Consider the following 24,688-nt stretch of genomic DNA (forward strand, 5'->3'; position numbering starts at 1 on the left):
ATACTTTATGTATCGGCTAGTGAGGACCCTGTTCTTGCAGCCCTGAATTCATCTAATCCCAAAGCGACAGGGGTTGCAAGCGGAAATTGTTTAAAGAAACAAAACTTTAATGAATCTGATTAGCCTTGACTGGGGCATACAGATAATGACCGAATAGGGGTAATCTGCGCGCTCGAGCGACTATATTTTGTGCTTTGTAGTTGAATGTCTGGGTTTAAAACCGTACCATAATTGCAAATGATAACGATTAGTATAAATATGAGTTTTATTGCAATTATCCCGCTTTGGCTGGCCGCACTGAGTTTGTACCTCGGCAGCCAGCGACAAATTATCATCACGCGTGCATTACCCAAACCTTTGGCTGGGTTTGGCGCTATGTCTTTATTTTTAATTGGTATTGTAACTTTTAGCTTTGATTACCCTTGGGTTTCGTCGATGTTGGCGGCGCTGGTGGTGTTTATGCTGAGTTTGTTTACGGTGACGATTAGCTCGGGTTATTCCAGAGGGCGCACCTTGTCGATTACGGGAGGCGTGTGTTTGTTTAGCCTGCTTTTTGGGGGAGCAAGCTATGTGGCCTAAAACACTATCGGGTTTGTTCATTGGCCTGTTCTTATCCATCTCTGTGGTGCTTAACCTGAATTTACTGTTGCCGTTTTCAGAGGGAACCCGCCTCTTAATTGGCCTTATTCTGGCGTTTCCCATTTGGGCAGCGGCGCTGGTATGGGCCTATTCATTTCCTTCGGCCTGGAAGTCTTTCAGGGCCTTGATGTTGGCGCTGGTGCCATCCGTTTTACTTAATACTGCCCTGATGGTGCTGAGGTAAATCAGACAATGAATAATCAAACCCTTAAATCACTGACCAATGCGCACGCCTGGGTCGGTCTGATCATTTCTACCGTCTTGTTTGTGGTGTTTTTTGCCGGTGCTATTACTTTGTTTAAGGACAATATCACCAGCTGGGAGCGCACTCCTTTGTTGGTTGATGCTGCGCATAACACTGAGCATCCGGCGTTTGATAAAGCCATAGCCACCATTGAGAAAAATTATCAGGTGGATATGCATGGTGGCATGTTTATGTATGCCCCTGACCAGCACAACCCGTTTATTGAGGCCCGATTTGAGAGCGAGCTGGATCAGCCAGATCCGATCACAGGTGAAGACCATCTTCATCAGGCCTTGTTACTGGACGCTATTACGGGAGAAATTGTAGCCAGCAGCGATACGCATAACTATGCGCACTTCCTGTACAAAATGCACTATGACCTGGGGCTGGGACGCGCAGGCTTATATTTTGTTGGCCTGGTTACCCTGTTCTTTTTTGTGGCGATCCTGAGTGGCATTGTGATCCACTGGCGCAAACTGTTTAGCAAGTTCTTTCAGTATCGAAAAGAGGGCAATAAAGATAAGTGGCTTGATGCACATAACCTGATAGGTACTATGGGCTTGCCGATGCATCTTATGTATGCATTTACAGGCCTGGTATTTAATCTGGTGATTATTTACCAGATCTCCTACGCGGTGATTTTGTATCAGGGCAATCAGGAAGCCTTGCTGGATGCGGCCGGGTTCGATCAGCCTCACCTGGAAGAAGTCGATAAGCGTATGGCCATGACAGGCGTCGATGACATGTATCGTCGAGCTATGGCTACTATGGGCGATGTCACTATACAAAGGATCAGCATTGAGCACTTTGGTGATGAGAATGCGATTTTGGTGTTTGCAGCGACCAGTAACGAAGACTTCTCTTTGTGGCGCGAAGTACGCTATCTGATGAGTAGTCAGGAGCAAATCTATCTGACTATGGACAACTATGACAATGCCGTGCGTGGCGGATTGTCGACCATTGCCAGCCTGCATTTCGGTGATTTTGCTGGCTATGGTATGCGCCTGGCGTTTTTCTTGTTTGGTCTGGCGACTGCCTATGTGATCATCACAGGTAACCTGATGTGGATTGCCAAACGCGCTAAACAACGAAATCAGAGCCAGCGTAGCCTCAACTTTGTAAGGCGTTTAACCTCAGGGAGCTTTATTGGCGTTGTGGCGGCTACCGCGGCAGGGTTCGCACTGGCACGAGCGCTGCCGGTTGAGTTTCTGGGGCGGGCTGAGTTGATTGAACGAAGTTTCTATCTTATCTGGGTTATCAGTATTGTGGTGTCACAGCTTATGAGTAATCAAAAGCTGTTTTGTAAGGCGTTGCTGAGTGCGTCTGCTGCGCTGTTTGCAATGACGGCTATCAGCGACTGGACCTTGTTCTACAGTACGTCGAGTCTGCTCGACGGTGCTGCACTGCGGGATGTTTTGCTGGTTGATACTATGCTGCTGCTATTGGCGGCCATTTGTATGGCCGCAACGAAACGTGTGTATGCGCAGGAAGTGAAGGCACAGCCAATTGGCGCTGAGCCCATAACCTCTTAGGCATAACATCCATGATGAGAAGGCGCTGTGAACAGCGCCTTTTTTTGTCAGATAATAGGCGTGTGTTCGTTAATTCATATCCTCTACGAACATGGGTTATTCTTCACAATCCATTGTTGGGCAATTATCCGGGCCCAATGGGTTTTTTCTGCGCTTGCTTTCTAAATGGATTTCCAGCGTGTCAGAGAATTTAACTTTAATAGACGCTGAGTGTTGGCGATTGATTAGCGAGTTACCAGAAACGGAAATTCGTACTGACTGACCGCTGATAATTTGCCGTATGGCATCTTTGGCCTTCACACCCAGGTCTTCGCCACCGTGGACAAATTCACCGCTAGGGATAGCTTGGTCTAGTGAGAAAATGGTGCGAGAACCAGTGAGTTTATCGTTGTTTATGGCTTGCTTGATTGATTTGGCAATTTCTGATTCAACGTAACGATTAATCAGGGTAGACAAAACTGGAATACTGATCCCCAGAAAACGGGTTTCGAAGTCAATATTCAGGTTGACTGGGGTGACTCGGATGTTGCTGACAACACCATTGGTTGGATTGTAGTCGGCAGTTGCCCAGATCTCTGGTGAGTTGATACGTCCATATGCCTTAAAAATGAAAGAGGGCGTTCTTTTAAGTGTAATCTTTGCTTTGGATTTAATACCAACCCCGCCCGCTTTCGCTAAGATCCGGCCGTTTGATTCCTTAAGTTCAAAATTCATCGCCCCTATCAGGCTGGTATTTACATAGTCGAGATCAAAGCTGCCATTTAGGTTGGAGTCGACGCTTTGATAAACTTTTTGTTTAATTGCTTCTGACAGCTCTTTGCGCCGTGAGGACGTATCAGCCAGTATTCTTCTGATTTTGTTGTCTCTGTCCAGAACACATTTTTTAAATCCTTTATAAGAGACAGATGCACTCACCCGGGTAACGTAGTCGTTACTGTTATATTGTTCAAAGAGTTCATTAAAGTCGCATTCCCCGGTCTCATTGAATGCCGCAGAAGCTGTACCTGGTGCAAAACCCCAGCTTAATATTGCTGCCAATGTCAGGACCTTAACTTTTGATATAAGACTCATTTCTATTTCCTTTTGTATTCAATTTGGGTGCTAATGTATTTCTTTTTGTTTATTGTGTCAATTTAATGTCAATAAATCGTTCTTTTTGTGTTTTGTTATTGCTTTCTTATTTTTCTAGAATTCGAGAAGCTAACTGTCCGATGCGACGGTAGCAGAGTCCTAAGCAATAGAAGGCTTCAAGCGCCAAAGCAGGCCACACAAAATGTTTAGCAGTTATCGAGAGTCGCGTATGAAAAATGCCATTTTGGTCAACGCCAGTACCAATGAATCTCGCTGGCTGTTCGACTCAGTGGATCAGCTTATCTATCGCTTTGATACCCTGGAGCAAGAAGGCACTCGGCTGAGTGAGCAAAATCAGGCGATTTTCTACGAGCTTATCAATGAAGACAGCAATGCGGATCAGCAGCTGGATTACAATGATGAATTCATTTTTGCTTTGAGTCGTCTTGATGGCTCCGGCTACACCGAAATCATCAGTGGTTACAGCGATCTGATAACACAGGCTGTAAACAAACAGGGCAATTTACTGATAGTGTATCGCCGACAGGAGCAGGTTTTCAGTGCCCTGATCGATTTGCGTGACTTTAAGCTGCTTGATAAACGCGCCTTACCTAAAGTGGGAGATCAAGTAAGCACGCGTTGAGTATAGAAATATGAGGCACTGACAGCGGTGCCTCAGATTACTTTTTAAATTTTTTAGTGGCAAGTGACCGGGCAGTTATCAGGGCCCAGCGGGTTCTTTCTGCGTTGACTATCTAATTGTATTTCCAGCGTGTCAGAGAGCTTGACGTTTAAAGACGCTGAATGCGTGGTATAGCCCAGTGAATTACCAGAGACTGAGATACGGACGGACTGACCACTGATGATGTGGCGAATCGCATCTTTTGCCTTCACACCCAAATCTTCACCACCGTAGAAAAACTCACCGCTCGGGATCGCTTTATCCAGGGAGAAAATAGTGCGAGAACCGCTTAACTTATCACTGTTAATAGCGGCATATGCCATGCTCGATAGCTTGGACTCAACAAAGTTGTCTATCAGGTTTGACAGGCCTGGGATGCTGATCCCCAAAAAGCGCGTTTCAAAGTCAATATTCAGATTCACCGGATTCACTCTGATGTTACTCACTTCACCACTGAAGGCATTGTAATCTGCGGTTGCCCAGATTTCAGGGGAATTGATCCTGCCATACGCTTTAAAAATAAAAGATGGGGTATTTTTTAAGGTTATTTTTGCGGTAGAGCTGATACCGACACCACCTACTTTTGCTAAGATCCGACCGCCTGATTCACGTAGCTCAAATACCATAGGGCCATTGAGGTTGGTGTTAACATAGTCAAGGTCAAAGCTGCCATTCAGGTTAGCGTCGACGCTCTGATAAATCTTTTGGCGGATGTCTGCCTCAAGCGCATTTCTGCGCGCAGAGGTTTTTGCCAGCACAGATTTCACATAGTTGTTTCTGTCCAGTGCGCAGCCCTGATAGCCTTTGTAAGAAACAGATGCGGTAACCCGGGTCACATAATCGTCCCGATAGTTTTGCTCAAATAAGCTGTAGAAATCACACTCGCCAATATTGTTGTTGATAGCGGCTGATGCCATACCTGGCACAAAACCAGTGCTTAAAACCGCTGCAAGTGTCAATGCTTTTACTTTTGTGATCATTTTTCATTTCCTTTGTGTTTTAATTTCCGGTAACAAGCTATCTATTTTTGTTATTAAATGTCAAAGAAATAAATATTAATTTTTAACTAAATCCAGATCATCTTTTTTCAGCTTAACGCGCAGGAGGAGTCACATCGTTTAGCTCTTCTTTTAGCAAACGTAGCAGTGCTTTGAGTCCTGGGTGCCGCTCTAAGTCACGACAATATAGGTAGTAATCTACGCTGGGCAAGGTTTGTTTTATTGGTATGAAATCAATGTGCCTGCTGTCTGATTCAGATAATGACGCCGGTACGATTGCAAAGCCAACCTGGTTAGCAACCAGAGCCAGTGTGGCGGATTTGGTTTTGACTTGCTGGACCAGTTTGGGACGCACATGTGCGATGGCAAAGGCCTGATTAATTTCATCATACAATTCAGGATGTAAATCGCGTGGATAGCTAATATAGGGTTTCCTGGCCAGTGCTGACAGACACAGTTCTGATGTGGTGAATTGCCATGCTCGCGGCACTGCCAGTACATAGGGCTCTTTTTTCAGAAGATACAAATGCTCATCCGACAGGGCATGCTGATGCAGTCTGATAATTGCAGCATCCAGCAACTGGGCGTGACATTGTGAGATTAGCTGTTGGGTGGTGCCTTCTTCCAGGTCAATCAGATAATCCGGATGCTGTTGGTGAAATAGCGCAATACGGGGCGCAATTAACACATCGATTGCCAGGCCGATGGCACCTAAGCGCAAAGGGAGTAGCTCACCTGACTGCTCAGCCCCCAGGTAACGCATTAACGCATAATGACTTTCCAGCACCTGATCGGCATGTTGGATCAGTCGTTCGCCTCTGCGTGTCAATGAGACCTGGCGTGTTGAACGTTCAAAAACGGTAAATCCCAGTTGCTGTTCAATTTTTTTGATTTGCTGACTTAACGGGGGCTGGGCCATGTTTAGTCGGCGGGCAGCTTTGCTGAAGCTGAGTTCCTGAGCAACGGTGACCAGATAGCGGAGTTTTCTGAGATCGAGCCAATCTATATTCATTAGATATAAATAAAGGTAATTTATATATTGGATTAAACAATATGCTTTGGGTAGCTTAGATGCAAATAACAAAAAGGAATAATGATGATGCAGAGACTATTAACCGCATTGCTGACATGTGCAGCTCTGGTCAGTGCAGCCGTTCAGGCAAAGTTGGTACAACACCCCTATTATTCGCAAGCCATTGAAGGCAGTTATATCGGCACTGACCCTAACCGAACTATCAGCGTCTATCTGCCTAAAGACTATGACACCAGCAAAAAAAATTATCCGGTATTGTATTTTCTGGGGGCATATAACTGGCCCGATCGATTTGCTCAGAGCCTGGCTAAGCGCTTCGATACATTCATACAAAATGGGCACAGTATGGACTTTATTGTTGTTATGCTAGACGGGGATACCCCTCTGCGTGGCAGCTTCTACGTTAATTCAAAAACACACGGTAATTTTGAAGACTTTGTGATGAAAGAAGCCTTGCCTTTTGTTGCTGCGAACTACCGGACCAGCAAGCAACCCGGAGACACAGCCATTGCTGGATTTTCTATGGGCGGGACAGGCGCATTGCGTTTTGCCGCCAAATATCCGCAACACTTCAACCATGTTTATGCAATGAGCCCAGGTCTGTTTTCCGAGCAGGGCATGCAAGATTCCTATCTGGCTGATGAGAAAGCGGTAGCGGGTTATAAGCAATTTCGTCAGCAACTGGCAAAAGCAAGCGACCCGGCGACATTTATGGCAAATGCATTTGCCGATTATCAGGGGCTAAAACTTTGGCAGCAAGGGGTCGATCACTCTAATCTGGCGCTCGTACTTGCTTATGGCAGTGCGTTTGCAGGAACACAAAGTGATGCGTTTGGCCCTCATTATACTGAGGTTGAGAGTACGAAAGGCGTCTGGCAAAGCGGGTTTGGTGAGTTACTCAGGTTATATACCAACCCGAGTGTCCTGAGCAAGTTGCACACTGTACATGTAGAGGTGGGTAATAAAGACGAATACCGTTGGATCTCAGAAGGCAGTATGCGCCTTGGTGAGCTGAGTCGGGCCAGCAATAGCAAGGTACAGGTAGAAGTGTTTGAAGGCGACCACAGTAGCCGCTTTGGTGAGCGCATCAGCCAGCGAGTGCTGCCACATTTTGCGACTGTGTTTAGTAAACATACTGAGCTTTGACACTGACAGCAGGTGCTTACTGAAGTAATCTATCTAGGACGGTAAAGAGCTGATTTTGAGAGTAAGGTTTTACCAGATAATCATGCGCGCCAAGCTCAAGGCAAGTGACTTTGGTGGCTTCATAAGCATCTGCTGATAGCATCACTATCTTTGGTGTGGTCGGTAAACTGAGCGCTGTGAGTTGTTTAAGCACATCATAGCCGCTCATACCGGGCATATTGATGTCAAGCAACACAACGTCATAGTGCGGACCACTTTGGAGTTTGTTAAGGGCTTCTATCCCGTTTTGAGCATTGTCTAATAATGTACAGTGGCCTTCTAACATTCGGTTTGCCACAATCAGATTGATGGCATTATCGTCAACCACGAGCACATTACCCAGTTGCAAAGTCGGCTCAAGATTGTGCTGTTGATGTTCCTGTTCTCTGTTTCGTTGTGATAAATCCTGCTGCGCCGTCAAACCTATGGTGGCTGTAGTGCCTGTGTTTACTTCTGATTGCAGCGAAAATTCGTACCCGAGCATATCACACAGCTGAATGACGACATCCAGTCCAAGGCCGGAGCTGCCGATTCCAGTGAGATCTGCATGTTTTTCCTGTGAGTAGGGCTCACACACTGTGGCTATGTCTTTTATCCCAACACCGGTGTCCTGAATGATCAGCTCACATTGGCCATTGTGATAGTTGGCTGAGAGTGAGACCTTACCTTGTTTAGTATATTTTATGGCGTTGCTGAGAAGATTGCTGAGGATCTGAGTTAGACGGACCTTGTCAGTTTGACAAAATAATGTCTCGCAATCCGCCTGTGCGACTTCTAAGGTCAGCCCTTTCTTTCTTGCCGTGTCGTCATAAAGCCGCTGGAGGTGCAAAAATACGTGCTGCAATGAGACGGTTTCAAGGCTGGTGGTCAGTTTTCCTACTTCCAGTTTCGTCAGTGTGAGTATGTCATTGAGCAGCGATTGTAGTTGCTCACCGCAATCTAAAATAGTGTGTAAATCACGTAAAATATCGGGGTCTTGCACGCTGCTTTTTAATGATTCAGCCACGCCCAGCATACCAAACAAAGGCGTGCGAATTTCATGAGACATACGGGCAAAAAAGCGATCTCTGGCACGCAAAGCGTCAATAGCCTGTTGCTCGCTTTCTTTTACTTTGGTGACATCCGTATGCGCGCCGAGCATACGTATGGGCTTTCCCTGGTCATTTCTGAGTATCATCCCTCTGCAACGGATCCACACAGTTGAACCATTGGCATGCTGATAACGCACAATTTGGTCGTAAGGGTGGGCAGGGTCTTCGGCGTGGCGGTTAAAGTTTTCCATGGCTTTTGCTAAGTCGTCCTGATTAATGATTGACTGCCACTCGGATATATTATGTGTTTTTGTGTCAGGGTCATAGCCCAGAGTCCGCCAGAGCTTATCACTCATCCACTCTTCTTCGGGGTTTTCAAGATCCCAAAACCAGATCCCGTCCAGCGAAGATTCCTGAACAAACTCAAACAACGCGGGATCATTTTTAATGCGTTCGTAAAGTTCCTTTTCTAGTCTGTGCATAGAGCCGTCGCAATAGTGAATTGTGCTAGGAGTATAGGCTTAGTTTGAGAAAATTAACAAAGTAATAAGTGCAGGTTCCTTTATTTCTCCACCCTATTCTTGAGTGTTTGAAAATAGTTCTGTAAAAAAGGATTAAACAGCAAAAAAGGAAACGCTCAATATGGAATATCTCTACGCAATCATCCTCTTTGCGATTTCGTCCTCTGTTACACCTGGCCCTAACAACATTATGGTCATGACCTCTGGCGTAAACTTTGGCGTAAAAAAGAGTCTGCCTTTGTTGAGCGGTATATGCATTGGTTTTGCCTTTATGCTGCTGTTAGTTGGGCTTGGTTTTTCTCGCTTGTTTGAATGGTTTCCCGCGCTACATTTGATCATCAAATGTGCGGGCGTGCTGTATTTGCTGTATCTGGCCTGGTTGATTGCGCGTTCAGCCGAGAACCAGGAGACGGACAGCCAGGGAGAGCCGCTCTCATTTTTGAAAGGCGCTTTGTTTCAATGGATCAATGGTAAAGCCTGGGTGGTGGCGACAGGCGCGATTGCCGCCTTTACCTCTGTGGGTGGTGGCGTTGATACTCAGACTATGCTGATTGCTACCACTTTTTTATTGGTGTCCTTTCCTTGTGTTGGTGTCTGGTTGTTGTTTGGCTCGCTGCTAAAAACCTGGCTGAACAGTACCGCCAGTCGTCAGCGCTTTAATCTGGCGATGGCGGGACTCCTGGTGATCTCTGTATTACCGGTCTTAAAGGAAATAGTGGTACAGTTATCGGGAACGATGACCACGCTTTGACCGAATGTAGTGTAAAGGGCATTTACACTTGCGTGTATCATCACGGCTTTGAAAGACAAAGTGTATGGTACGTTCTTGGCAGGGTGGCTAAATCAGGTCTGACAGATAATAACAACGTAAGGAATACCCAGATGATCACTTATCGACTCGCTTTGCCGACTGAAGCCGACACGCTAAAAGCCCTGCTATGGCAGCATGGTCAGAATGAATGGAATTACCTCACCGAAGACGGGGTGAATGCCGAGTTTGAGTTGCTCGAACGTGGGGCTGCAAGTGCCGTGGTGGCAGTACAGGATGACGAAATTATCGGCTGCTCGGTACTGATTGACGCAACACATAGCCCGGATTACCTCAACAAATACACGCACCAGAAATTGATGTACTTTATCGGCGATGTGGTGGTTGCAAGTCAGCATGGCGGGAAAGGCATTGCCACAGCTCTGTTACAGGCGTGTATCACGCAGGCCAGACAAGTTGGCGCTGAAGTGGTGTTAATTGAGCGACATGAGGAGAACCTGGCTTCGGCAGGTATGATGCGAAAAGCCGGATTTCATATCCTTGATACTTTTCATGATCCGGAAAAGCGCAGTGCGGGCTCACAAAATAGCTGTATTCTGGCTATAGAGCTTTGAGCGTGAACTGAACAGAGTTTTTGATACTCAATCAAACCTTATTCAGACCACACAGATAACAGTGTGGTCTTTGCCGATAAGATCAGCGAACGGCAACCGTTACGCCCGATGCTGCTAATACCGAGCCGGCACAGCGGTTGAGCAGGGTCAGTCGTCGTGGTGTCGATATTAGCTTTCTGGCCTGATTGCCCAGATAAACATACCCCAGATTTACTGAGCCAAATGCCAGCGTTGCACATGCCATGATCCCTAAAATGTCCGTAGCGGTCATACTTTCTATGGCGACAAAGGTAGGAAACAAAGCAACATAAAAAACAATGGCTTTTGGGTTACTCAGCGTCAGCAAAAAACCACTCAGTACGGCCGATTGGGTGCTATGTGTTGCCGTGTCTGCGACCGAAGCACCGGGCTTTGACAGTAGCAAGGAGATGCCCATCCAGATCAAGTAAGCGGCACAGAGATATTTGATGATAACAAAAGCGCCACCCAACACCTCGGCAACGACCGCCAGACCAGAAATTGCAAGTAAAATGAACACATAATCGGCCAGCAGCAGGCCCGCAGTCATACATATGCCTCGTTTGTATCCACTGGCAACGGAGGCCGATGTAATGGCGAATACGGCAGGTCCGGGTATGATGGCGACAACAAACATTGCGATAAACAATGCCATATAGTGTTCAATGGTCATGCAATTTCTCCTTTTGAGCTCAAAAACTATTCTCGCTGATCGTACCTCAGCTCACGTCTTTAATGTAACTTATTTTGTTGTTGTGGAAGCGGAACCGGGTTTCACCCTCAAGCTGGAACGTATCTCCGGCACTTAAGCCATTCGGCAGATCCACTGCAAGCGTTGCCTGGTATTGAATGTAGGCTGTGGCTGCGTGCTCTTCGAGTGCTAATTCTATGATTGTCTGTTGGCGGGTTTCGAATAACGCAGCTCCTTTTACAGCGAGTTGCTCAAACGCCACTTTACCATGCGCGCTGGCGGTGATCTCGCCATTTGATTCGTTTTCAAACACGATCTGTTCATCTAACAGTGCCAGCATAGCGGCGATATCAAAGGCGTTGTAGGCGCGAATATAAGCCTCAACCAGATCAATGTGAGTGGGTTCTGACATGTCAATTCTCCTTAAATGAACCATGTTTGCCGCTGCGATTTTGAACAGGGCTGAAGTTATTAAATCGGCTGAGATAGAGTTTGGCAAGGGGCTTAATGGTAAAAATTAGCCTAAGTGTGCACGATTTTTGTGGCAGTTCGCACCGGTCATCTGACTAAATTATTCACTTCGTCTTACGTTTTTAGTAATTAACCCCAATTTGATGATTGTTGAAATGTTATATTATAACATTTTGGGCGTTGTAACTAAGATAAGAACTAGGATCTCACAAATATGTCATTGCTTTTGTCAACGCTGATGGTTATTGCGTCAGCTGCATCTGCGCCTGCAATCGGGGTGGAAAAGTCAGTAGAAAAAATTGAAGTACAAGGGGTGCGCTCACGTCTGATCAAGTCGGGTGCCTTAAAAGACGATATTGCCAAAACGGAGCTACTCTCAAACGAGTATATAAAAAACACTCAGTCTTCCAGTCTGGCAGATGCAATCCAAAATGCCATTGGCATTCGCGTGTCTAATGAATGTGCTATGTGTGGCGCAAAGCGGATCATGATCAATGGACTTAAAGGGGAGCACACCAATGTATTGGTTGACGGCATCCCCATGCATACTATGATTTCTGGTTTTTACGGCATGGACTCAGTGGCTGCGTCCGGCATTGGGCGTATTGAAATTGCCCGTGGTGCCGGTGCATCACTCACTGCGCCGGAAGCCATTGGTGGTACGGTTAACCTGGTTACGGCGCAGCCCAGCGAAGATAAAATTGAACTGGATATGGCGACGGGTAGCGATGGATATAAGCTGATCTCTGCGCTGGCAAGTGGCATTAGTTCAGACGGCAATACCCGTGCAACTCTGATTGGTCAGTATGACAACAAAGACCAGTTTGATGGCGACGGCAACGGTGTAAGCGAAAACCCGGCCCTGACCAATCAGTCACTGACGTTAATGGTCTCTCACGATATTGGTTATTCAGACAATATCCGTGTGCGGCTGAATCAAACCCAATCAGAAGTGTTTGGTGGTCCGGTTCTGGGTGATACGGCAACCAGTATTTCTGCCACTTTGTCCAGTGTCAGTCAGGGCGAAGCTGATTCCTTATTTGTGAATGATGATGTGAGAAATCGCTACATCGGCAATGCCTGGGAAACTGCAGAATGGGTTAAAACAGAGCGCGAAGAAGCCAGTCTCAGCTGGTTACACGAAATTTCATCCCGTCTGAATGTGACGTCAAGCTTGGCATACGTGGACCATATTCAGGATTCGTTCTACGAAAGCACAGATTACTATGCTGAAGACACTATGTACTATTACTCGGTGCGTTTTAACTATGATCTGAATGCTCAGCATCTGCTTACCTTTGGTGCGGATAAGCGAGATGAGAAGATGCGTTCTTCGTCTGCTGCGCTGGAAAGTGCAGCAAATTATGTATCCGATAGTTTTGATTACGATACAACGGGACTTTATATACAGGATACCTGGTTACCAAACCAGTCAATTGAAGTCTCTGCTGCGTTACGTCTGGATCAGATCCAGGCCGACTTTGTAGATCCGCAAAAACCAGGCATTGAAATAGACAAAACCATTCTGTCGCCCAGGGTCGACATGCGTTACTTCCACAATGACACTTTTACCTCACGTTTGTCGTTGGGTCAGGGTTATCGTGCGCCTTTATCCTTCTTTGAAAGTGACCACGGCATACTGGATTCCGGCAAAGGCTTTCAGGTAGAGGTCAGTGAACCCGAGCGCTCAAAATCGGCTACTTACTCGCTCAGCTATGAGACAGAAATGCTGACTGTCACAGCCTCAGCCGCACATACCAAAGTGGAGCACCTGGCCACTTTGTCCCATACCGATTCAGGCACGCCGGTGCTTACTCAGCTGACAGAAACTGCCGCAGTGACCGCTGTCGATATTTCGGCAAACTGGCAGGTTTCGGATACTCTGACTGTGTCCGCAATCGCTGAGCAATATCATTATGATGAAACATTCAAAGCGTCCTTTGGGATTGCACCGATTGAAAAGCGCGCGACGCTCAGCACCGACTTACATATTAATGATTGGGAAATCATAACCAGTGCAATCTGGGTGGCGAGTCGAGATCTGACAGATTATGGTTATGAAGGCTTTAACGATGCCAATGGGGAGTTTGCCAAACCGACCACAGCTGAGAGTTATGTCACAGTTGATTTAAAAGTGGTTAAGCCGCTTTCAGAATCTCTAAGCCTCTATGCCGGTGCCAGCAATCTGTTTGATTATAATCAGGCTGAAGATATGGGTAGCCCGCTGATGTACGATGCTGAAGGGGGTTATGATGTGGTATATATTCATGGCCCACTCAGAGGCAGGCAGGCTTACCTTGGACTCACCTATGAGTTTTAAATGGGTGGCCATGTTGCTGGCTACCTGCCTGGTATCTAAGAGTCAGGCGACTGACTTTTATACGCAGCCTATGCAGCGTCTTGATGACGCTGCCTATGGCGAGCAGCAAACGCTGGCCCCGTTTACCGGTGCGCCAGTGCTGATGTCCTTTTTTATGCCAAACTGTCGCTGGTGTGAAAAGCAGCACGTCGCACTGAGCAACCTGGTCGAGTCCTGTGCTGACGTTCAGCCCGTGATGATGGGGGTGAACGGTAATCGTCGTGATTTGCGTCGCGCACTCAAGCGAAAGCACAATGAATTCCCCGCCTTTTTGAGCAGTCGTGAGTTGATTCAGGCGTTAGGGGCAAACCCGCCAGTTCCGATGACATTGATCTTTAATCATCAAGGTGAACTGGTGTTTTACACTCAGGGCTATCGATCGCAGCAAACCTTATCGGCATTGCTAAAAGAGCATCAAGTGGCCAAGTGCCTCTAAGTTATTGCGATGACTCAGGGAGATGGTGCCGTGTTCGAGCGTCATTTTCATTGCGATAAACTCAATAAATTTCTCTAATTACCTGCTACTTACTGTTTTTTGAACAGCTCTCTTCTATATTTATTAAGACAATACAGTCATCTGGTTTGTTGGGGGGCACTTGAGCGAGCCGTTACCTTCTATGTCTCTTGTGAAGAGATTAACTCAGCTTAACTTGTCGGTGATGGCAAGCAGTATGCTATTGGTCTTTTCGCTAACCTCGATATTACTGTGGTTTGTGGTTCGCGACCGTCAGGCTGAAACCGCAGAAATTAACCTTGCTCAGCTGGCGCATAACGTGGTGCCTATGCTGGTTTTTAATGACGCAGAAACTGCCAGCAAAGAGCTTGAGTTAGTCGGGATCAATAAAGATGTGCTGTTTGTGTCTTTGCGCAATGCCAAAGGTGAAGTGTTCAGTGAGTATGCCAAGCCCAGTTTTGTGCCGTCTTCTTCTCTATATCAACAAGTTGGTACTGAATCCCAGCGCGAATACGAAGGCGTGCGAATGCGCTTATATTACCCGGTGTCAATCAAGGGCAAACTTGAAGGTGACCTGATCATGGTGCTCGACTTAACCGGCATGATGTACTGGTATTTGCAGTTGGTGCTTATGCTGGCGTTACTGATCGCCGCTTTGTTCACTGGGTCTGTGTTTTTGTTGGCACGTGTGCAGCGTCAGGCTCTGATGCCCCTGATCACTTTGTCGGAGTTGGCTCAGCGAGTGTCCAGTGAGCACAATTTTCAGTTGCGCGCCAATGTGATCCGGGATGATGAGATAGGTATTCTAACGCGTAGCTTCAATGAGTTACTCAAGCGTGTGGACATTTCTCAGGCGGAGCTGAAACAACAATTGGAGCAGGAGCAGGCCCAGGGTCAGCAACTCAAACAAATGGTACGCACCGATCCGCTCACCAATTTACCAAACCGGGTTGCCCTGAATCAGTTACTCAAAGAAATAACCTGCGAGGGATGTAATCCCAGGCCGCTTAGCTGTCTGATGTTCATTGACCTGGATAACTTTAAGTTCGTCAACGACAACTATGGTCATGATGCGGGTGATGAAACCCTGATTGAGGTTGGAAATCGGATCAGCGCCATGATCCGCAGCGATGATCTGCTCTGTCGACTGGGCGGTGACGAATTTGCGTTATTGCTGCCCAGCATTGAATCAACAGAGAATGCCGAGAAGCTGGCCGCACGGATAGTGACTATTATTAATCGGCCTATCATGGTTAAAGACACTGTGATGCCAATCGGTATTAGTATTGGTCTTGCTTATACGCCGCTGGATGCTGACGCGCCTATGGATCTGCTCAATTGCGCCGACGATGCTATGTATGCAGCCAAGCGCGCAGGAAAAAATAACTTTAAGGTATTTAGCAAACAGGCACCCGTATGAAGCAGCTGTATCTTATCGCCGGGTTCATTTACTTGCTCTCAGCTAACGCACTGGCTCAAAACGACCCGCTGCCCGATCTGGAAGATTTACTGAGTCAGCAGCTCAATCAGTTACCCAGTAATACGCAAATTTCTGCGGGTTCCAGAATTGAACGCTCCAGCAGTGACAGCATGGCTGTGACTCATGTGGTCACCGACAAGGACATCAGGCAGTTTAACCTGCAATCACTGGCAGACATTCTGGCTATGTTTGTTGGGATCACGACCCGGGATAACAGCTCATTCATTTACCTAGGCGCAAGGGGAATAGGTCGGCCCGGGGACTTTAATTCGCGTTTTTTGTTTTTGCTGGATGGCACCAGAATGAACGAAAACCTATTAGATGCCGGGCTCATAGGCTACGAAAATTTTGTCGATGTGGGACTGATTGAGCGGGTGGAGTATAGCCCAGGTGCATCTGCGGCTTTGTATGGGAATAACGCGCTGCTTGGAGTCATTAACATAGTCACTAAGACCAGCAGCAAACTACGTGGCCTGAACACCGCGTTCTCTGCAACCAACGATGAAACACAGCATGGCCGGATAACCGCCGGGTTTCGTTCACAAGGCGGCGCGGATAGCTGGCTTTCTTTGAGCGGCTCTAAGTTACGCTCTATCGACTTTCCTGTACCGGGCGCACCGCCCGAACTGCTGGCCTGGCAACATTTGAACAAAGAAAGTAGCAGCAGAGCCATGTTCAGCCATCAAAGTGGCAGTTTTCAGTTTCAGGCAGCAGCTTCTCGGCGCCAACGCAGTTTCCCTGATGGGTTTAGTGTACTGCGCTCGGGAGCGCCGGTGAATACGACGCCGGAGCTTGAGACGCTCGATAATGAAGCCTATTTTGTGGCGCTGACCTTTGATGACACCATCTCGGATGACATAGAGGCGTATTTTCATATCTCGACCCATGGTAATGATCTGATCCGTAACTTTCCGCTTATCTTGCCTGATGGCGGGCTTGAATTTGTCCGCCCAATGAATTCGGGGCGCTGGAGCAATGTAGACGGTCAGCTGGTGTTTTTGGGGGTCGAAAATCACGAATTTATGGTGGGAATAGACTTTCAAAAAGACCACCGGCAGGAGTTTAGCTCTCGCTCCAGCCTTCCCACGCAGTTTAATTTTGAGCAAAAAAGCAATGAAAATCGCTATGGTGTATATGTTCAGGACTTGTGGCGTATTACCCCTAAGTTCAAATTTCAGTGGGCGCTGAGGTATGATAATTCTGACTTTAGTTCAGCCAGATGGTCACCCAGTTTTACTGCCAAATACAGTGTCACAGAAGGCCACCACTTGTTACTGCGCCATAGCCGGGCGTTCAGAGTTGCAAACTTCCTCGAACGAAATGCGAACAACGTATTCAATGAGCCTAATCCAAACAATGAAACCATTGATTATAATGAAATCAGCCTGGTACAGCGATGGAGTGATTCGCTGTCGTCGTTTAGTACGCTGTATTACGCCAACATAGACAACCTCATCCATCAGGATTTCTTCCGGCCAATCTACTTTAATCCGCCACCTATTCGCAGTCATGGCTTTGAGTTTGGCGCGGACAAACGCTGGGCCAATGGTATGTCACTGATCGCCAGCACAGCTATTCAGCGCTCGCGACTAAAAGGTGGGTTTGGTATTGCCAACTCGCCGGAGTTTATCGGTAAGGTGCGTTTTAGCTTACCGCTTGGTCGTTCAGGCTTTACGCTGAGTTTGAATTCTTATGCCGTCAGTAAAAGAAGAACCTTTGACAGTCATTTACCGGGCTTTGCCAGTCATGATGTCAGTGTAAACTGGCAAAACGAGGAGGACTTATTCGTTGCTCTGGGAGTCAGGAATATTACCGACAAAGAAATACTCGATATTACCGACGACGGGTTTGTGCCTTATCTGCAACGTCGTCGTCAGGTGCACTTGTCGGTTAACTGGAGCTGGAACAATGATTAAGCTGCTTGTTGCGGTATTTTTTTTATTGTTCTGGTCTGAGGGAAAGGCTCAGAACCTCAGTGAAAACGAGCTTAAGGCGGCGTTTTTATATCGTTTTAGTCAGTTTAGTAAATGGCCACCGCCTCCGCCCGATAAACTGAGCTTTTGTGTGGTCGGAAACCCCGATCTCTTTAAGGCCATTAATTCTTTGCTGCACGAACAGGAAGTGGATGATGACACGGAAGTCATTGAGTTGCCCGACAACGCGCAAGTATCGCAATGCGATATTCTATTTTTAAGCCAGCAAAACCGCCAACAAACCCAATACTGGCTGGAAGATCTGGAACAGTCTCCGGTGTTAGTGGTGGCCGATACCAGCGAAGGGTTTCGTCAGGGGGCCATGATAGGTCTGATAGCCGATGCCAATAATCTCAGTTTTCGCGTTAACCTGACGGATGCAAAGCGGCGTGGCCTGAACTTCAGTGCACATTTACTAAAACTGGCCACCGAGGTACGGTGAACTAACCATTTGCGTCTCTGTGCCTTGTGTTAAAGGCGCTGAACCCGGAGATTATAACCGTGCTTGAATGCACGGTTATAGGGGTCATGACTGCTTAGTTTGCCTTCATTCTCAGAACTTGATTATTGAATGAGTCGCCCCCCCCTTGGTACCTACTATCATAGAAATCTGCCAAATGCTTCGGGTAGAAGCTATTTGCAGATTCCATCAGGTATAGTTTAATACCGTAATAGTTCGGGTGATTCTGAACCCACCCTTCCAAGTTACCCTGTGCTTCAACAAATCCTTCAACAATAATTTTGTTTCGATCCGGAAAAGCTGAACCGGAGACTAAACCTTTGCCTGACTTTGCAATGACGGTCGTATTTTTAAGGTAGTAGTCTGAAAAGTCGGTCCACAGTACGGAATGTGTATCTCCAGAGCGCTCTGCATGGGATACGTACAAGGATAGATTGGCAGTGTTTACATTTGAGTATGATGAGTCAATACAGAAGTAATAGCAGGAGATACTGGTATTGTTCATAGTGACATAGGAATTATCTACGTTTACAGTTTGTTTGCCGCGGCCCGAGATGTTGCCATAGTGAAATCCAATATTGTTTGAATCACTGATATACATAGCTCGTGAAACCTGTTGCTTTGTATTTCCTGGCTCACCATCGTCGTTAAGTTCTCTAAACTCATGGTCATTAGTAACATTTAAATTGACTAGTTCTACGTTATTTGAAGACGAAATCTCAAAAGTTGCAGTTGTAAGGGAGTCATCTGTATATGGGATTGTCGCAGAGAAATTTGCCATTCCATTGATTGCTAATAAAGTTAAGTTGTTTTTCCCATCTATACGCACGGGCCCATACTCGCCCGATTCTAAGCAAATCAAATATCCATTATTGTCTGTCGGATAATTAGGCACTGATTTTAGCCCTCTTTCAAGAGAGTCTGAATCATTGACAATAATGTCGCACCCAAGGTTTGTTTTTTCATTAAAGAAAGCCAAAACTTGAGAGGTAAGCGCACTATGGTGTTTCTTTACCCTGTCATGGTAAAAGTTGATCTTTGTACATGCATTATTGATAGTGAATTTCTTATCTCTATTCGTAGTAACATTTACAAAATTAAAAGTCATTACATTGCAGTCGCCAGTTCTATTTACATAGTGCCAATGAGTTGTACTCTGCTTGGTGTAAGAGCTCTGCCTGGATATCTGGTATGAGTTGTACGCGCTCCAGTTTGTTGGGTTTTCATTGTTTTCATGTGAGAAATTAACGACTTTACAGGGCTCTGGAATGTAAATAGCTCTTACCTTTCCAGATAAATTATTTTTGACATGAAACATGGTGCCGTCGCATGGACCTGACTGTTGGCCTTGTTTTGGCGTAATGATGTTACTAACGACCGTGTAGTTAGATGGTACTTCTGCAATAGCGCCTGCACATAGCATTACAAAGGGCAACGTAACTGTCAGATATTTGTTCATGGATATAGTTCCCAAGGGCTCACTGGTCAGTAAGCCGTTCTTTATTGTTTAAAAATACAATTGTACCTTTTTTAGTTGGGCGTCTCACTCACGCTTTCCAAGGGGATGACCTATGGCTGCGACAAGCAAGGGTATATCTGGGTGCCGCAAATACAGTGCATTTCGTGGTCTCCACACAGCCAGGAAACGTCTGCATAACGCCTGGTACAGTTGAGTCTTATCCTGTTAAAGTAGCTGACAGCGGTTAAACCCGCTGCCCGTGAATATACAAACAGATAGAGACTCAGGTATGGGGTCATTTTAAGGCAAGTCTAGTGATCGAATTAAAAGAATCAAAAATTGTAGAGGTTGAGCGTTTTGTGGAGATGGAAAGTGCGAGTGATACCGCAGGTTTTATTCTTCCCTATAGCGCAGAGCAACACCTTGCCGCGATGGCACAAGCCCAGGTAATTTATTTATCTATCTACCAGAGCCAAGTTCTGGTTGGCTTTATCATTCTTTCCCTGGAAAGTGCTTCCAGTGTCGAGTTTCGCAGAATTGTGGTTAGTGAAAAAGGCCGTGGGATTGGTCAACATGCAATGAGCAGCATGGAACAATACTGCATCGACGTGCTTGGACGTAAACGTATTTGGCTGGATGTGTTTAGTGAAAATGCCCGCGGGCTCCATATTTATCAAAAGCAGGGATATAATCAGTTTGATCAGGGTGAATATCATGGCCAGTCGTTACTGTTCATGGAGAAGTTACTCTAACGTTTGTCTTACTGCATGTTTTGCTCTGTTGGGGTGATAAGTGTGATTTTACCAGCTCAAAGGTCGGTGCTGGCTGTTGCTCTGCAAACCCGATATTAAATTCATCGCGTACAAGATGGGAGCCTCATGAATGAGGCTCCCGTTTATCATTCACCTGATTGGTTATGACGCTATTAAAGTACTACAGTAATATCAACTGCTCTGATTGAATCGGTGCTTATCCTGCTGGGTACCCCTGTGGGGATTTTTTGTTCAGGGCCCTGATATTTGTGTATCCAAACAGATCAACATCGCTGTTATTGTCGGCATACATGCGGGCAATACAGTACTCTAATGCTTCTCTGTTGTTTTTCCCTGCTTCGCTCGGGTGAAAGAAACCAAAGTTAGGGTCGAAATAGACTATCTCATCGTGATTTGACCCGGTACATACGATTAACTCATGGTTTCTTGCTCGCTTTGACTTGGGTACACTCGTCTTTCCAACCCATATTGTCATGCGATATAACCGATTGAACGCCAGTTCGCCATTTTCAATGCCGTCACTGATGTGAAAAGGAGAATTACGCACTTGCTGACTTTTTGCGAAATTCATCATTGCTGTGATGGCTGTGAAATCTCTGGCATTTTTTACGGCGTTTTCATAGTTGTTGACCTGAAACCAGGGGCCATCTTTGGACTCAATATAGTTACACATTCCATAACACACGCCCCCTGCTGAGGGACCTCCGCCGGCATGTAACCAGGTATTTTGCTTGATAGATCTGATTTTTTCGTTTGGCATAATAGTACCTATTTAGTTGATTAGTCACTTTTCATTTATTGAGAGTTTAAGTAGGTGGTAGCGCCAACGCTCAGAGGAAGTGATGGAAATATCAGGTGAAACAACTACTCGATATGCGACACTGGGCAAAACATTCAGATATAGGGGTTAAGTACAACTTCTCATCTTCTGGGCTCTCGTTGTTGCTTTGGTGAATCGGCTTCTGGTTGGCAGTGCAGTATTTTTACCTTGCACAGTATTTGCACTTTCTTTGCGCGGTGTTTGCACAATCCACTCATATAGTGAGATCAGAGATAGCAGCAAGGCTATCAGGTGTTCAGCTCTGTGGGAGTGATTAGTATGAATACAGTGCATAAAAGGTCGTTGTTGGCAGTGTGGGTATCAGTGTTGGTGTTGTCCGCATGCGGTGGCTCAGGATCTGGGGATGATAACAGTACTCAGGCGCAGTCGAGTTCACCAAGCGGTGAGGTCAGTGGCAGCAGTTCTGGCTCAGTAACAGTGAGCGATAGTACGACGGACAATACAGGCGATAATAGCACCGCGTCTGATGATTCAGCGTCAGAAGACCCCGAATTGAATACGGATACAGGATCCGCGCTAACGGCGGGGTCGACCGATGGGGTACTGTGTGATTACTTTTATAATGAGTTTAATGACTCTGCGTCGGTGCAAATGACCAGTAATGCTGACTGGAGTTGCACAGGCACCACCCGGCAACTCACTGCGAACGGCATTCCTGATCATCAGACAGGCACTTTTCCCAACCCGGGGAACCCCAATACTATCAGTGAAACGGCGGTGTCCATCAGTTATACCCTTACGCCTGAACAGACTGACACGGTATCAACACTGGGAGGGCCGAGAGGGGCAACGGGTTATGTGTTGAATGGCGTTAAGATTGATGCGAATACTGCGGGTTCCTGTGACGACTCGGGCAATAGTTGTAGCTTGGTTGGTAACACAGGCAACTGGCACATAGAAGCGCTTGGTCAGACAAGCTTTGACTTTGGCACCGATGATAACAATGCCCATGTTCAGCCTAATGGTTCATATCATTATCACGGAATGCCGGAAGGGTTTATTGCGATGCGTGGTGGTTCAGAGTCCAGTATGACCCTGATTGGCTGGGCGGCTGACGGCTTTCCCATTTATGCCCGCTACGGTTACAGCGATGCACAGGACGCTGGGTCGGCGTTAAAGGTGATGACGGGCAGTTATCAGCTGGTACAAAACGTCAGCAGTAGTCGGCCAGCCACATCAGTTTACGCCTTAGGGACGTTTGCACAGGATTGGGAATACGTTGCAGGCAGTGGCGATCTGGATGAATGTAATGGCCGTTATGGCGTAACACCTGAGTTCCCTCAGGGGATCTATCATTACTATGCCACCGATACTTACCCGTATTTTCAGCGTTGTGTCAAAGGTCAGTTGTAGTGACCGGAGGTTTAAGCATGCACAATTTCATCACAGGGTTACTGATGGCCGCTGGCCTTTCACTCAGCAGCGCAGCCCATGCACATTTAATGGTGGCCGAGCAGGGCACACTGAACTTTGACGAGTCAGGTGCCTATCTGGTGGTGGCCATCGACCCATTGAGTTTTCCAAAGGCGGATACCGATAAGAATGGCCATTTGTCCGTCGAGGAGTTTAAACAGGCTCACAATACGCTGTTTAAAGCCATCCATGCGCAGGTTTTTATGACCCAGGGAGAGACCCAAAAGCACATTGAAGGTTTGATGCTGTCACCTCAAACCGCACACCATGGCGACCAGGGCGAAATTGATCAAATCGTGGTGATGGGTAAATTTGTTGGCGTTGATCACAAGCAAGGGCTGCGATTTCACAATGGCTTGTACGGCAAAAACAACGAAAAGCAGCTAGCCATGCGTGCTAAATACAAGCGTCTGGGGTTAACGCAGCGTTTTACCCTGACAGCAAAGCAGCCCATTGCCACGGTGTTTTAACAGATTTCAAGGGCATAGATTACAATTTAGGGTTGGCTGCTGCATTTATTTCGCCATGCAGCAGTGCCTCACATTTTCTTTTTCTATTATTATAAATCATAGGGTTAAGCTTAAATGCGGTGACAAGAAAGCAAAATCTGTTACAAGATATGGCTAATTTTATGTTTCTTGATGAAACTTGAGCTTTTTTGTCCCTGTTTTCAATTGTTGCGCGATTTTTCGCTGTGTACCATTTCTTCGAACTCAAATCACAAATGATATAAGGAGAATGACAGTGAAAGTCGTTAAGTTCGTTTTACCTCTACTCGTTAGTAGCCTTGCTGCCTCTTATGTAACTGATGCTAAGGCATCAGCGCCCGGAGAGTGTGATGATTTTATGATCACTTCTCAAATGAACCGCTATCATGAATCAGAAGAAGTACAAAGGCTCTGGATCAGTGCTGGTAGTCAGTCAAAGTGCGTACGTATGTCGCCAGATCTTCACAATCCTGTTTATGATGTACTTGCCCGACAGCGCTCACTGCGCAACCAGTTGGAGACGGAACTCAGAACCAGGCTGGATGAGGAGTTGAAAAATGGCATTAACAGCTCACTCAGACACAGATACACCAACTTTGAACTAAAAGGTGGCCTGTCTACAACCCTGACGGCCAATCACAATGGTGAGATCCTCGCCAATGTGAATGGCTTCGGGTTTTACGCCAAAGCAAAATATACCCTGAAAAATGTCCCTTCAATGATTGCGAGCGCCTACGCAACGGTTAAGGTTGAGCGTATTTCTGTTAACGCAAAATATGACTTTGTGAAAGGTGAGGCCTATGACCTTAAAGTTGATCCGCTCCATTTAGATGTGGATGTTGATTCCAGGATCTTTGGTATCAGTGTCCCTGTGCTGAGTAATTTCATCAATAGCCGAGTTGAAGGCGTGATCCGCGACAAGATTGAAGACTACCTGAATTCAAAGACCAACGGCTGGAGTAAGGCTATGTTCTCACTGGACAAGGCAATTCCGGATGACAAATTTGGTTCATTGGGCGTGTCTGTGAAAAACAGACTGACCAGCTTGCTGCCAGGTAAGTACATCAAGATGTCTTCTTCTGTACAAAAGATGGATGGTGCGTCGTTCTATGTTGACCTGTCCGGCGACTTTTCCATCAGTATGAGTAACAAGGTATTCCAAAACCCCTGTTATATATACGCCGATACAGCGTGTAACCTGTTCCCCGATTTCTGATAGTCGGGCGAATATATATGGCAACTCAACAAATACCTGAGTTGCCATATCACCTGATGAAACCGATGGCTAAATGCCAAAACAATGTCCAAAGAAGTACATGTTGGCAGATAAGGGAGCTGGTAATGCGGTGAGTCATGTCTGATAGTCCGTTCAATCACTCGTTAAGGCATTGCTTTGCTACCCTTTAAACGCTACTCATCCGGCAAAGTCACCTCATGTGTAAGTTGTCTCTTTGATATTCACAATATTGATCATCATGTTTAGTCAGTC

At 46.4% G+C, this 24,688-nt stretch carries 24 protein-coding genes; 16 read left to right on the forward strand and 8 right to left on the reverse strand.

What is annotated here, in order from left to right:
• Positions 1 to 258 precede the first annotated feature (258 nt).
• Genes IY568_RS12975 through IY568_RS12985 form a run of 3 tightly spaced genes read left to right on the forward strand, consistent with a single transcriptional unit; the run spans position 259 to position 2,415 of the window.
• Positions 259 to 579: a hypothetical protein gene (locus IY568_RS12975; protein WP_194867783.1), complete on the forward strand. Its 321-nt coding sequence runs from the start codon at positions 259 to 261 to the stop codon at positions 577 to 579.
• A complete protein-coding gene (locus tag IY568_RS12980; protein ID WP_010384346.1) occupies positions 569 to 823 on the forward strand; it encodes a hypothetical protein in 255 nt (84 codons plus the stop codon). Before IY568_RS12975 ends, IY568_RS12980 begins: the two co-directional genes overlap by 11 nt.
• Positions 824 to 831: 8 nt before the next feature.
• Positions 832 to 2,415, forward strand: coding sequence for a PepSY-associated TM helix domain-containing protein (locus IY568_RS12985; protein WP_194867784.1), 1,584 nt, complete (start codon positions 832 to 834; stop codon positions 2,413 to 2,415).
• A gap of 96 nt (positions 2,416 to 2,511) precedes the next feature.
• Here the strand turns inward: IY568_RS12985 and IY568_RS12990 are convergent, their stop codons facing one another.
• Positions 2,512 to 3,486, reverse strand: a complete 975-nt coding sequence (locus IY568_RS12990; RefSeq protein WP_194867785.1) for a hypothetical protein — start codon at positions 3,484 to 3,486, stop codon at positions 2,512 to 2,514.
• Between the two features lie 229 nt (positions 3,487 to 3,715).
• On the opposite strand from IY568_RS12990, the gene IY568_RS12995 reads away from it, so the two are divergent.
• Positions 3,716 to 4,129 carry a hypothetical protein gene (locus tag IY568_RS12995; protein ID WP_194867786.1) on the forward strand — a complete coding sequence of 138 codons (414 nt, stop codon included), beginning with the start codon at positions 3,716 to 3,718 and terminating at the stop codon, positions 4,127 to 4,129.
• 53 nt (positions 4,130 to 4,182) lie between these two features.
• On the opposite strand, the gene IY568_RS13000 is transcribed toward IY568_RS12995, so the two are convergent.
• Entirely contained in the window at positions 4,183 to 5,148 is a 966-nt protein-coding gene (locus tag IY568_RS13000) for a hypothetical protein (protein ID WP_125560484.1), read from the reverse strand.
• 112 nt (positions 5,149 to 5,260) lie between these two features.
• Positions 5,261 to 6,178 carry a LysR family transcriptional regulator gene (locus IY568_RS13005; protein WP_194867787.1) on the reverse strand — a complete coding sequence of 306 codons (918 nt, stop codon included), beginning with the start codon at positions 6,176 to 6,178 and terminating at the stop codon, positions 5,261 to 5,263.
• An 84-nt stretch (positions 6,179 to 6,262) separates the two neighbouring features.
• Between IY568_RS13005 and IY568_RS13010 the strand changes: the two genes are divergently transcribed.
• Positions 6,263 to 7,345, forward strand: a complete 1,083-nt coding sequence (locus IY568_RS13010; protein WP_194867788.1) for an alpha/beta hydrolase — start codon at positions 6,263 to 6,265, stop codon at positions 7,343 to 7,345.
• Between the two features lie 16 nt (positions 7,346 to 7,361).
• Here IY568_RS13010 and IY568_RS13015 read toward each other — a convergent pair whose 3' ends face one another.
• Entirely contained in the window at positions 7,362 to 8,897 is a 1,536-nt protein-coding gene (locus IY568_RS13015; RefSeq protein WP_194867789.1) for a PAS domain-containing hybrid sensor histidine kinase/response regulator, read from the reverse strand.
• A gap of 160 nt (positions 8,898 to 9,057) precedes the next feature.
• Between IY568_RS13015 and IY568_RS13020 the strand changes: the two genes are divergently transcribed.
• Both IY568_RS13020 and IY568_RS13025 read left to right on the forward strand, forming a co-directional pair.
• A complete protein-coding gene (locus IY568_RS13020) occupies positions 9,058 to 9,687 on the forward strand; it encodes a LysE family translocator (protein ID WP_194867790.1) in 630 nt (209 codons plus the stop codon).
• Between the two features lie 131 nt (positions 9,688 to 9,818).
• On the forward strand, positions 9,819 to 10,319 hold the full coding sequence (locus tag IY568_RS13025; protein ID WP_194867791.1) for a GNAT family N-acetyltransferase: 501 nt from the start codon (positions 9,819 to 9,821) through the stop codon (positions 10,317 to 10,319).
• A gap of 82 nt (positions 10,320 to 10,401) precedes the next feature.
• Here the strand turns inward: IY568_RS13025 and IY568_RS13030 are convergent, their stop codons facing one another.
• A complete protein-coding gene (locus IY568_RS13030) occupies positions 10,402 to 11,010 on the reverse strand; it encodes a LysE family translocator (protein WP_194867792.1) in 609 nt (202 codons plus the stop codon).
• A gap of 46 nt (positions 11,011 to 11,056) precedes the next feature.
• Positions 11,057 to 11,440 carry a nuclear transport factor 2 family protein gene (locus tag IY568_RS13035; RefSeq protein WP_194867793.1) on the reverse strand — a complete coding sequence of 128 codons (384 nt, stop codon included), beginning with the start codon at positions 11,438 to 11,440 and terminating at the stop codon, positions 11,057 to 11,059.
• Between the two features lie 273 nt (positions 11,441 to 11,713).
• Here IY568_RS13035 and IY568_RS13040 point away from each other — a divergent pair, with 273 nt between their 5' ends.
• From IY568_RS13040 to IY568_RS13060, 5 genes are all read left to right on the forward strand, one after another.
• A complete protein-coding gene (locus tag IY568_RS13040) occupies positions 11,714 to 13,819 on the forward strand; it encodes a TonB-dependent receptor plug domain-containing protein (protein ID WP_194867794.1) in 2,106 nt (701 codons plus the stop codon).
• Positions 13,809 to 14,294 carry a TlpA family protein disulfide reductase gene (locus IY568_RS13045; RefSeq protein ID WP_164517538.1) on the forward strand — a complete coding sequence of 162 codons (486 nt, stop codon included), beginning with the start codon at positions 13,809 to 13,811 and terminating at the stop codon, positions 14,292 to 14,294. The genes IY568_RS13040 and IY568_RS13045 overlap by 11 nt, the downstream gene beginning before the upstream one ends.
• Before the next feature lie 160 nt (positions 14,295 to 14,454).
• Positions 14,455 to 15,732 carry a sensor domain-containing diguanylate cyclase gene (locus IY568_RS13050; RefSeq protein ID WP_194867795.1) on the forward strand — a complete coding sequence of 426 codons (1,278 nt, stop codon included), beginning with the start codon at positions 14,455 to 14,457 and terminating at the stop codon, positions 15,730 to 15,732.
• Positions 15,729 to 17,708, forward strand: a complete 1,980-nt coding sequence (locus tag IY568_RS13055; protein ID WP_194867796.1) for a TonB-dependent receptor plug domain-containing protein — start codon at positions 15,729 to 15,731, stop codon at positions 17,706 to 17,708. Before IY568_RS13050 ends, IY568_RS13055 begins: the two co-directional genes overlap by 4 nt.
• On the forward strand, positions 17,701 to 18,207 hold the full coding sequence (locus IY568_RS13060; protein ID WP_125560508.1) for a YfiR family protein: 507 nt from the start codon (positions 17,701 to 17,703) through the stop codon (positions 18,205 to 18,207). The genes IY568_RS13055 and IY568_RS13060 overlap by 8 nt, the downstream gene beginning before the upstream one ends.
• A gap of 94 nt (positions 18,208 to 18,301) precedes the next feature.
• Here IY568_RS13060 and IY568_RS13065 read toward each other — a convergent pair whose 3' ends face one another.
• The gene (locus tag IY568_RS13065) at positions 18,302 to 19,684 is read right to left on the reverse strand and encodes a hypothetical protein (protein ID WP_194867797.1); all 1,383 of its coding nucleotides are present in this window, start codon (positions 19,682 to 19,684) and stop codon (positions 18,302 to 18,304) included.
• A gap of 314 nt (positions 19,685 to 19,998) precedes the next feature.
• Here IY568_RS13065 and IY568_RS13070 point away from each other — a divergent pair, with 314 nt between their 5' ends.
• The gene (locus IY568_RS13070) at positions 19,999 to 20,436 is read left to right on the forward strand and encodes a GNAT family N-acetyltransferase (protein WP_194867798.1); all 438 of its coding nucleotides are present in this window, start codon (positions 19,999 to 20,001) and stop codon (positions 20,434 to 20,436) included.
• A 217-nt stretch (positions 20,437 to 20,653) separates the two neighbouring features.
• On the opposite strand, the gene IY568_RS13075 is transcribed toward IY568_RS13070, so the two are convergent.
• The gene (locus tag IY568_RS13075; RefSeq protein ID WP_194867799.1) at positions 20,654 to 21,217 is read right to left on the reverse strand and encodes a hypothetical protein; all 564 of its coding nucleotides are present in this window, start codon (positions 21,215 to 21,217) and stop codon (positions 20,654 to 20,656) included.
• Between the two features lie 339 nt (positions 21,218 to 21,556).
• On the opposite strand from IY568_RS13075, the gene IY568_RS13080 reads away from it, so the two are divergent.
• The 3 genes from IY568_RS13080 to IY568_RS13090 all read left to right on the forward strand — a co-directional run bounded on the left by IY568_RS13080 (position 21,557) and on the right by IY568_RS13090 (position 24,415).
• On the forward strand, positions 21,557 to 22,651 hold the full coding sequence (locus IY568_RS13080) for a YHYH protein (RefSeq protein WP_194867800.1): 1,095 nt from the start codon (positions 21,557 to 21,559) through the stop codon (positions 22,649 to 22,651).
• Positions 22,652 to 22,668: 17 nt separating this feature from the next.
• Positions 22,669 to 23,181 carry a hypothetical protein gene (locus tag IY568_RS13085; RefSeq protein WP_194867801.1) on the forward strand — a complete coding sequence of 171 codons (513 nt, stop codon included), beginning with the start codon at positions 22,669 to 22,671 and terminating at the stop codon, positions 23,179 to 23,181.
• Between the two features lie 274 nt (positions 23,182 to 23,455).
• Positions 23,456 to 24,415: a hypothetical protein gene (locus IY568_RS13090; protein ID WP_194867802.1), complete on the forward strand. Its 960-nt coding sequence runs from the start codon at positions 23,456 to 23,458 to the stop codon at positions 24,413 to 24,415.
• Positions 24,416 to 24,688 lie beyond the last annotated feature (273 nt).

Origin of the sequence: Pseudoalteromonas sp. PPB1, assembly GCF_015356275.1 — a bacterium.
Classification (GTDB): Bacteria; Pseudomonadota; Gammaproteobacteria; order Enterobacterales; family Alteromonadaceae; genus Pseudoalteromonas; species Pseudoalteromonas rubra_D.

Excerpts from the sequence above, each read along its gene's own strand:
- IY568_RS13020 (WP_194867790.1), top strand. The coding sequence starts at position 9,058 with ATGGAATATCTCTACGCAATCATCCTCTTTGCGATTTCGTCCTCTGTT.
- IY568_RS12995 (WP_194867786.1), top strand. The coding sequence starts at position 3,716 with ATGAAAAATGCCATTTTGGTCAACGCCAGTACCAATGAATCTCGCTGG.
- IY568_RS12985 (WP_194867784.1), top strand. The coding sequence starts at position 832 with ATGAATAATCAAACCCTTAAATCACTGACCAATGCGCACGCCTGGGTC.
- IY568_RS12975 (WP_194867783.1), top strand. The coding sequence starts at position 259 with ATGAGTTTTATTGCAATTATCCCGCTTTGGCTGGCCGCACTGAGTTTG.
- IY568_RS13055 (WP_194867796.1), top strand. The coding sequence starts at position 15,729 with ATGAAGCAGCTGTATCTTATCGCCGGGTTCATTTACTTGCTCTCAGCT.
- IY568_RS13065 (WP_194867797.1), bottom strand. The coding sequence starts at position 19,684 with ATGAACAAATATCTGACAGTTACGTTGCCCTTTGTAATGCTATGTGCA.
- IY568_RS13075 (WP_194867799.1), bottom strand. The coding sequence starts at position 21,217 with ATGCCAAACGAAAAAATCAGATCTATCAAGCAAAATACCTGGTTACAT.
- IY568_RS13025 (WP_194867791.1), top strand. The coding sequence starts at position 9,819 with ATGATCACTTATCGACTCGCTTTGCCGACTGAAGCCGACACGCTAAAA.
- IY568_RS13045 (WP_164517538.1), top strand. The coding sequence starts at position 13,809 with ATGAGTTTTAAATGGGTGGCCATGTTGCTGGCTACCTGCCTGGTATCT.
- IY568_RS13010 (WP_194867788.1), top strand. The coding sequence starts at position 6,263 with ATGATGCAGAGACTATTAACCGCATTGCTGACATGTGCAGCTCTGGTC.
- IY568_RS13060 (WP_125560508.1), top strand. The coding sequence starts at position 17,701 with ATGATTAAGCTGCTTGTTGCGGTATTTTTTTTATTGTTCTGGTCTGAG.
- IY568_RS13030 (WP_194867792.1), bottom strand. The coding sequence starts at position 11,010 with ATGACCATTGAACACTATATGGCATTGTTTATCGCAATGTTTGTTGTC.
- IY568_RS13015 (WP_194867789.1), bottom strand. The coding sequence starts at position 8,897 with ATGCACAGACTAGAAAAGGAACTTTACGAACGCATTAAAAATGATCCC.
- IY568_RS13085 (WP_194867801.1), top strand. The coding sequence starts at position 22,669 with ATGCACAATTTCATCACAGGGTTACTGATGGCCGCTGGCCTTTCACTC.
- IY568_RS12980 (WP_010384346.1), top strand. The coding sequence starts at position 569 with ATGTGGCCTAAAACACTATCGGGTTTGTTCATTGGCCTGTTCTTATCC.
- IY568_RS13005 (WP_194867787.1), bottom strand. The coding sequence starts at position 6,178 with ATGAATATAGATTGGCTCGATCTCAGAAAACTCCGCTATCTGGTCACC.
- IY568_RS13035 (WP_194867793.1), bottom strand. The coding sequence starts at position 11,440 with ATGTCAGAACCCACTCACATTGATCTGGTTGAGGCTTATATTCGCGCC.
- IY568_RS12990 (WP_194867785.1), bottom strand. The coding sequence starts at position 3,486 with ATGAGTCTTATATCAAAAGTTAAGGTCCTGACATTGGCAGCAATATTA.
- IY568_RS13000 (WP_125560484.1), bottom strand. The coding sequence starts at position 5,148 with ATGATCACAAAAGTAAAAGCATTGACACTTGCAGCGGTTTTAAGCACT.
- IY568_RS13080 (WP_194867800.1), top strand. The coding sequence starts at position 21,557 with ATGAATACAGTGCATAAAAGGTCGTTGTTGGCAGTGTGGGTATCAGTG.
- IY568_RS13040 (WP_194867794.1), top strand. The coding sequence starts at position 11,714 with ATGTCATTGCTTTTGTCAACGCTGATGGTTATTGCGTCAGCTGCATCT.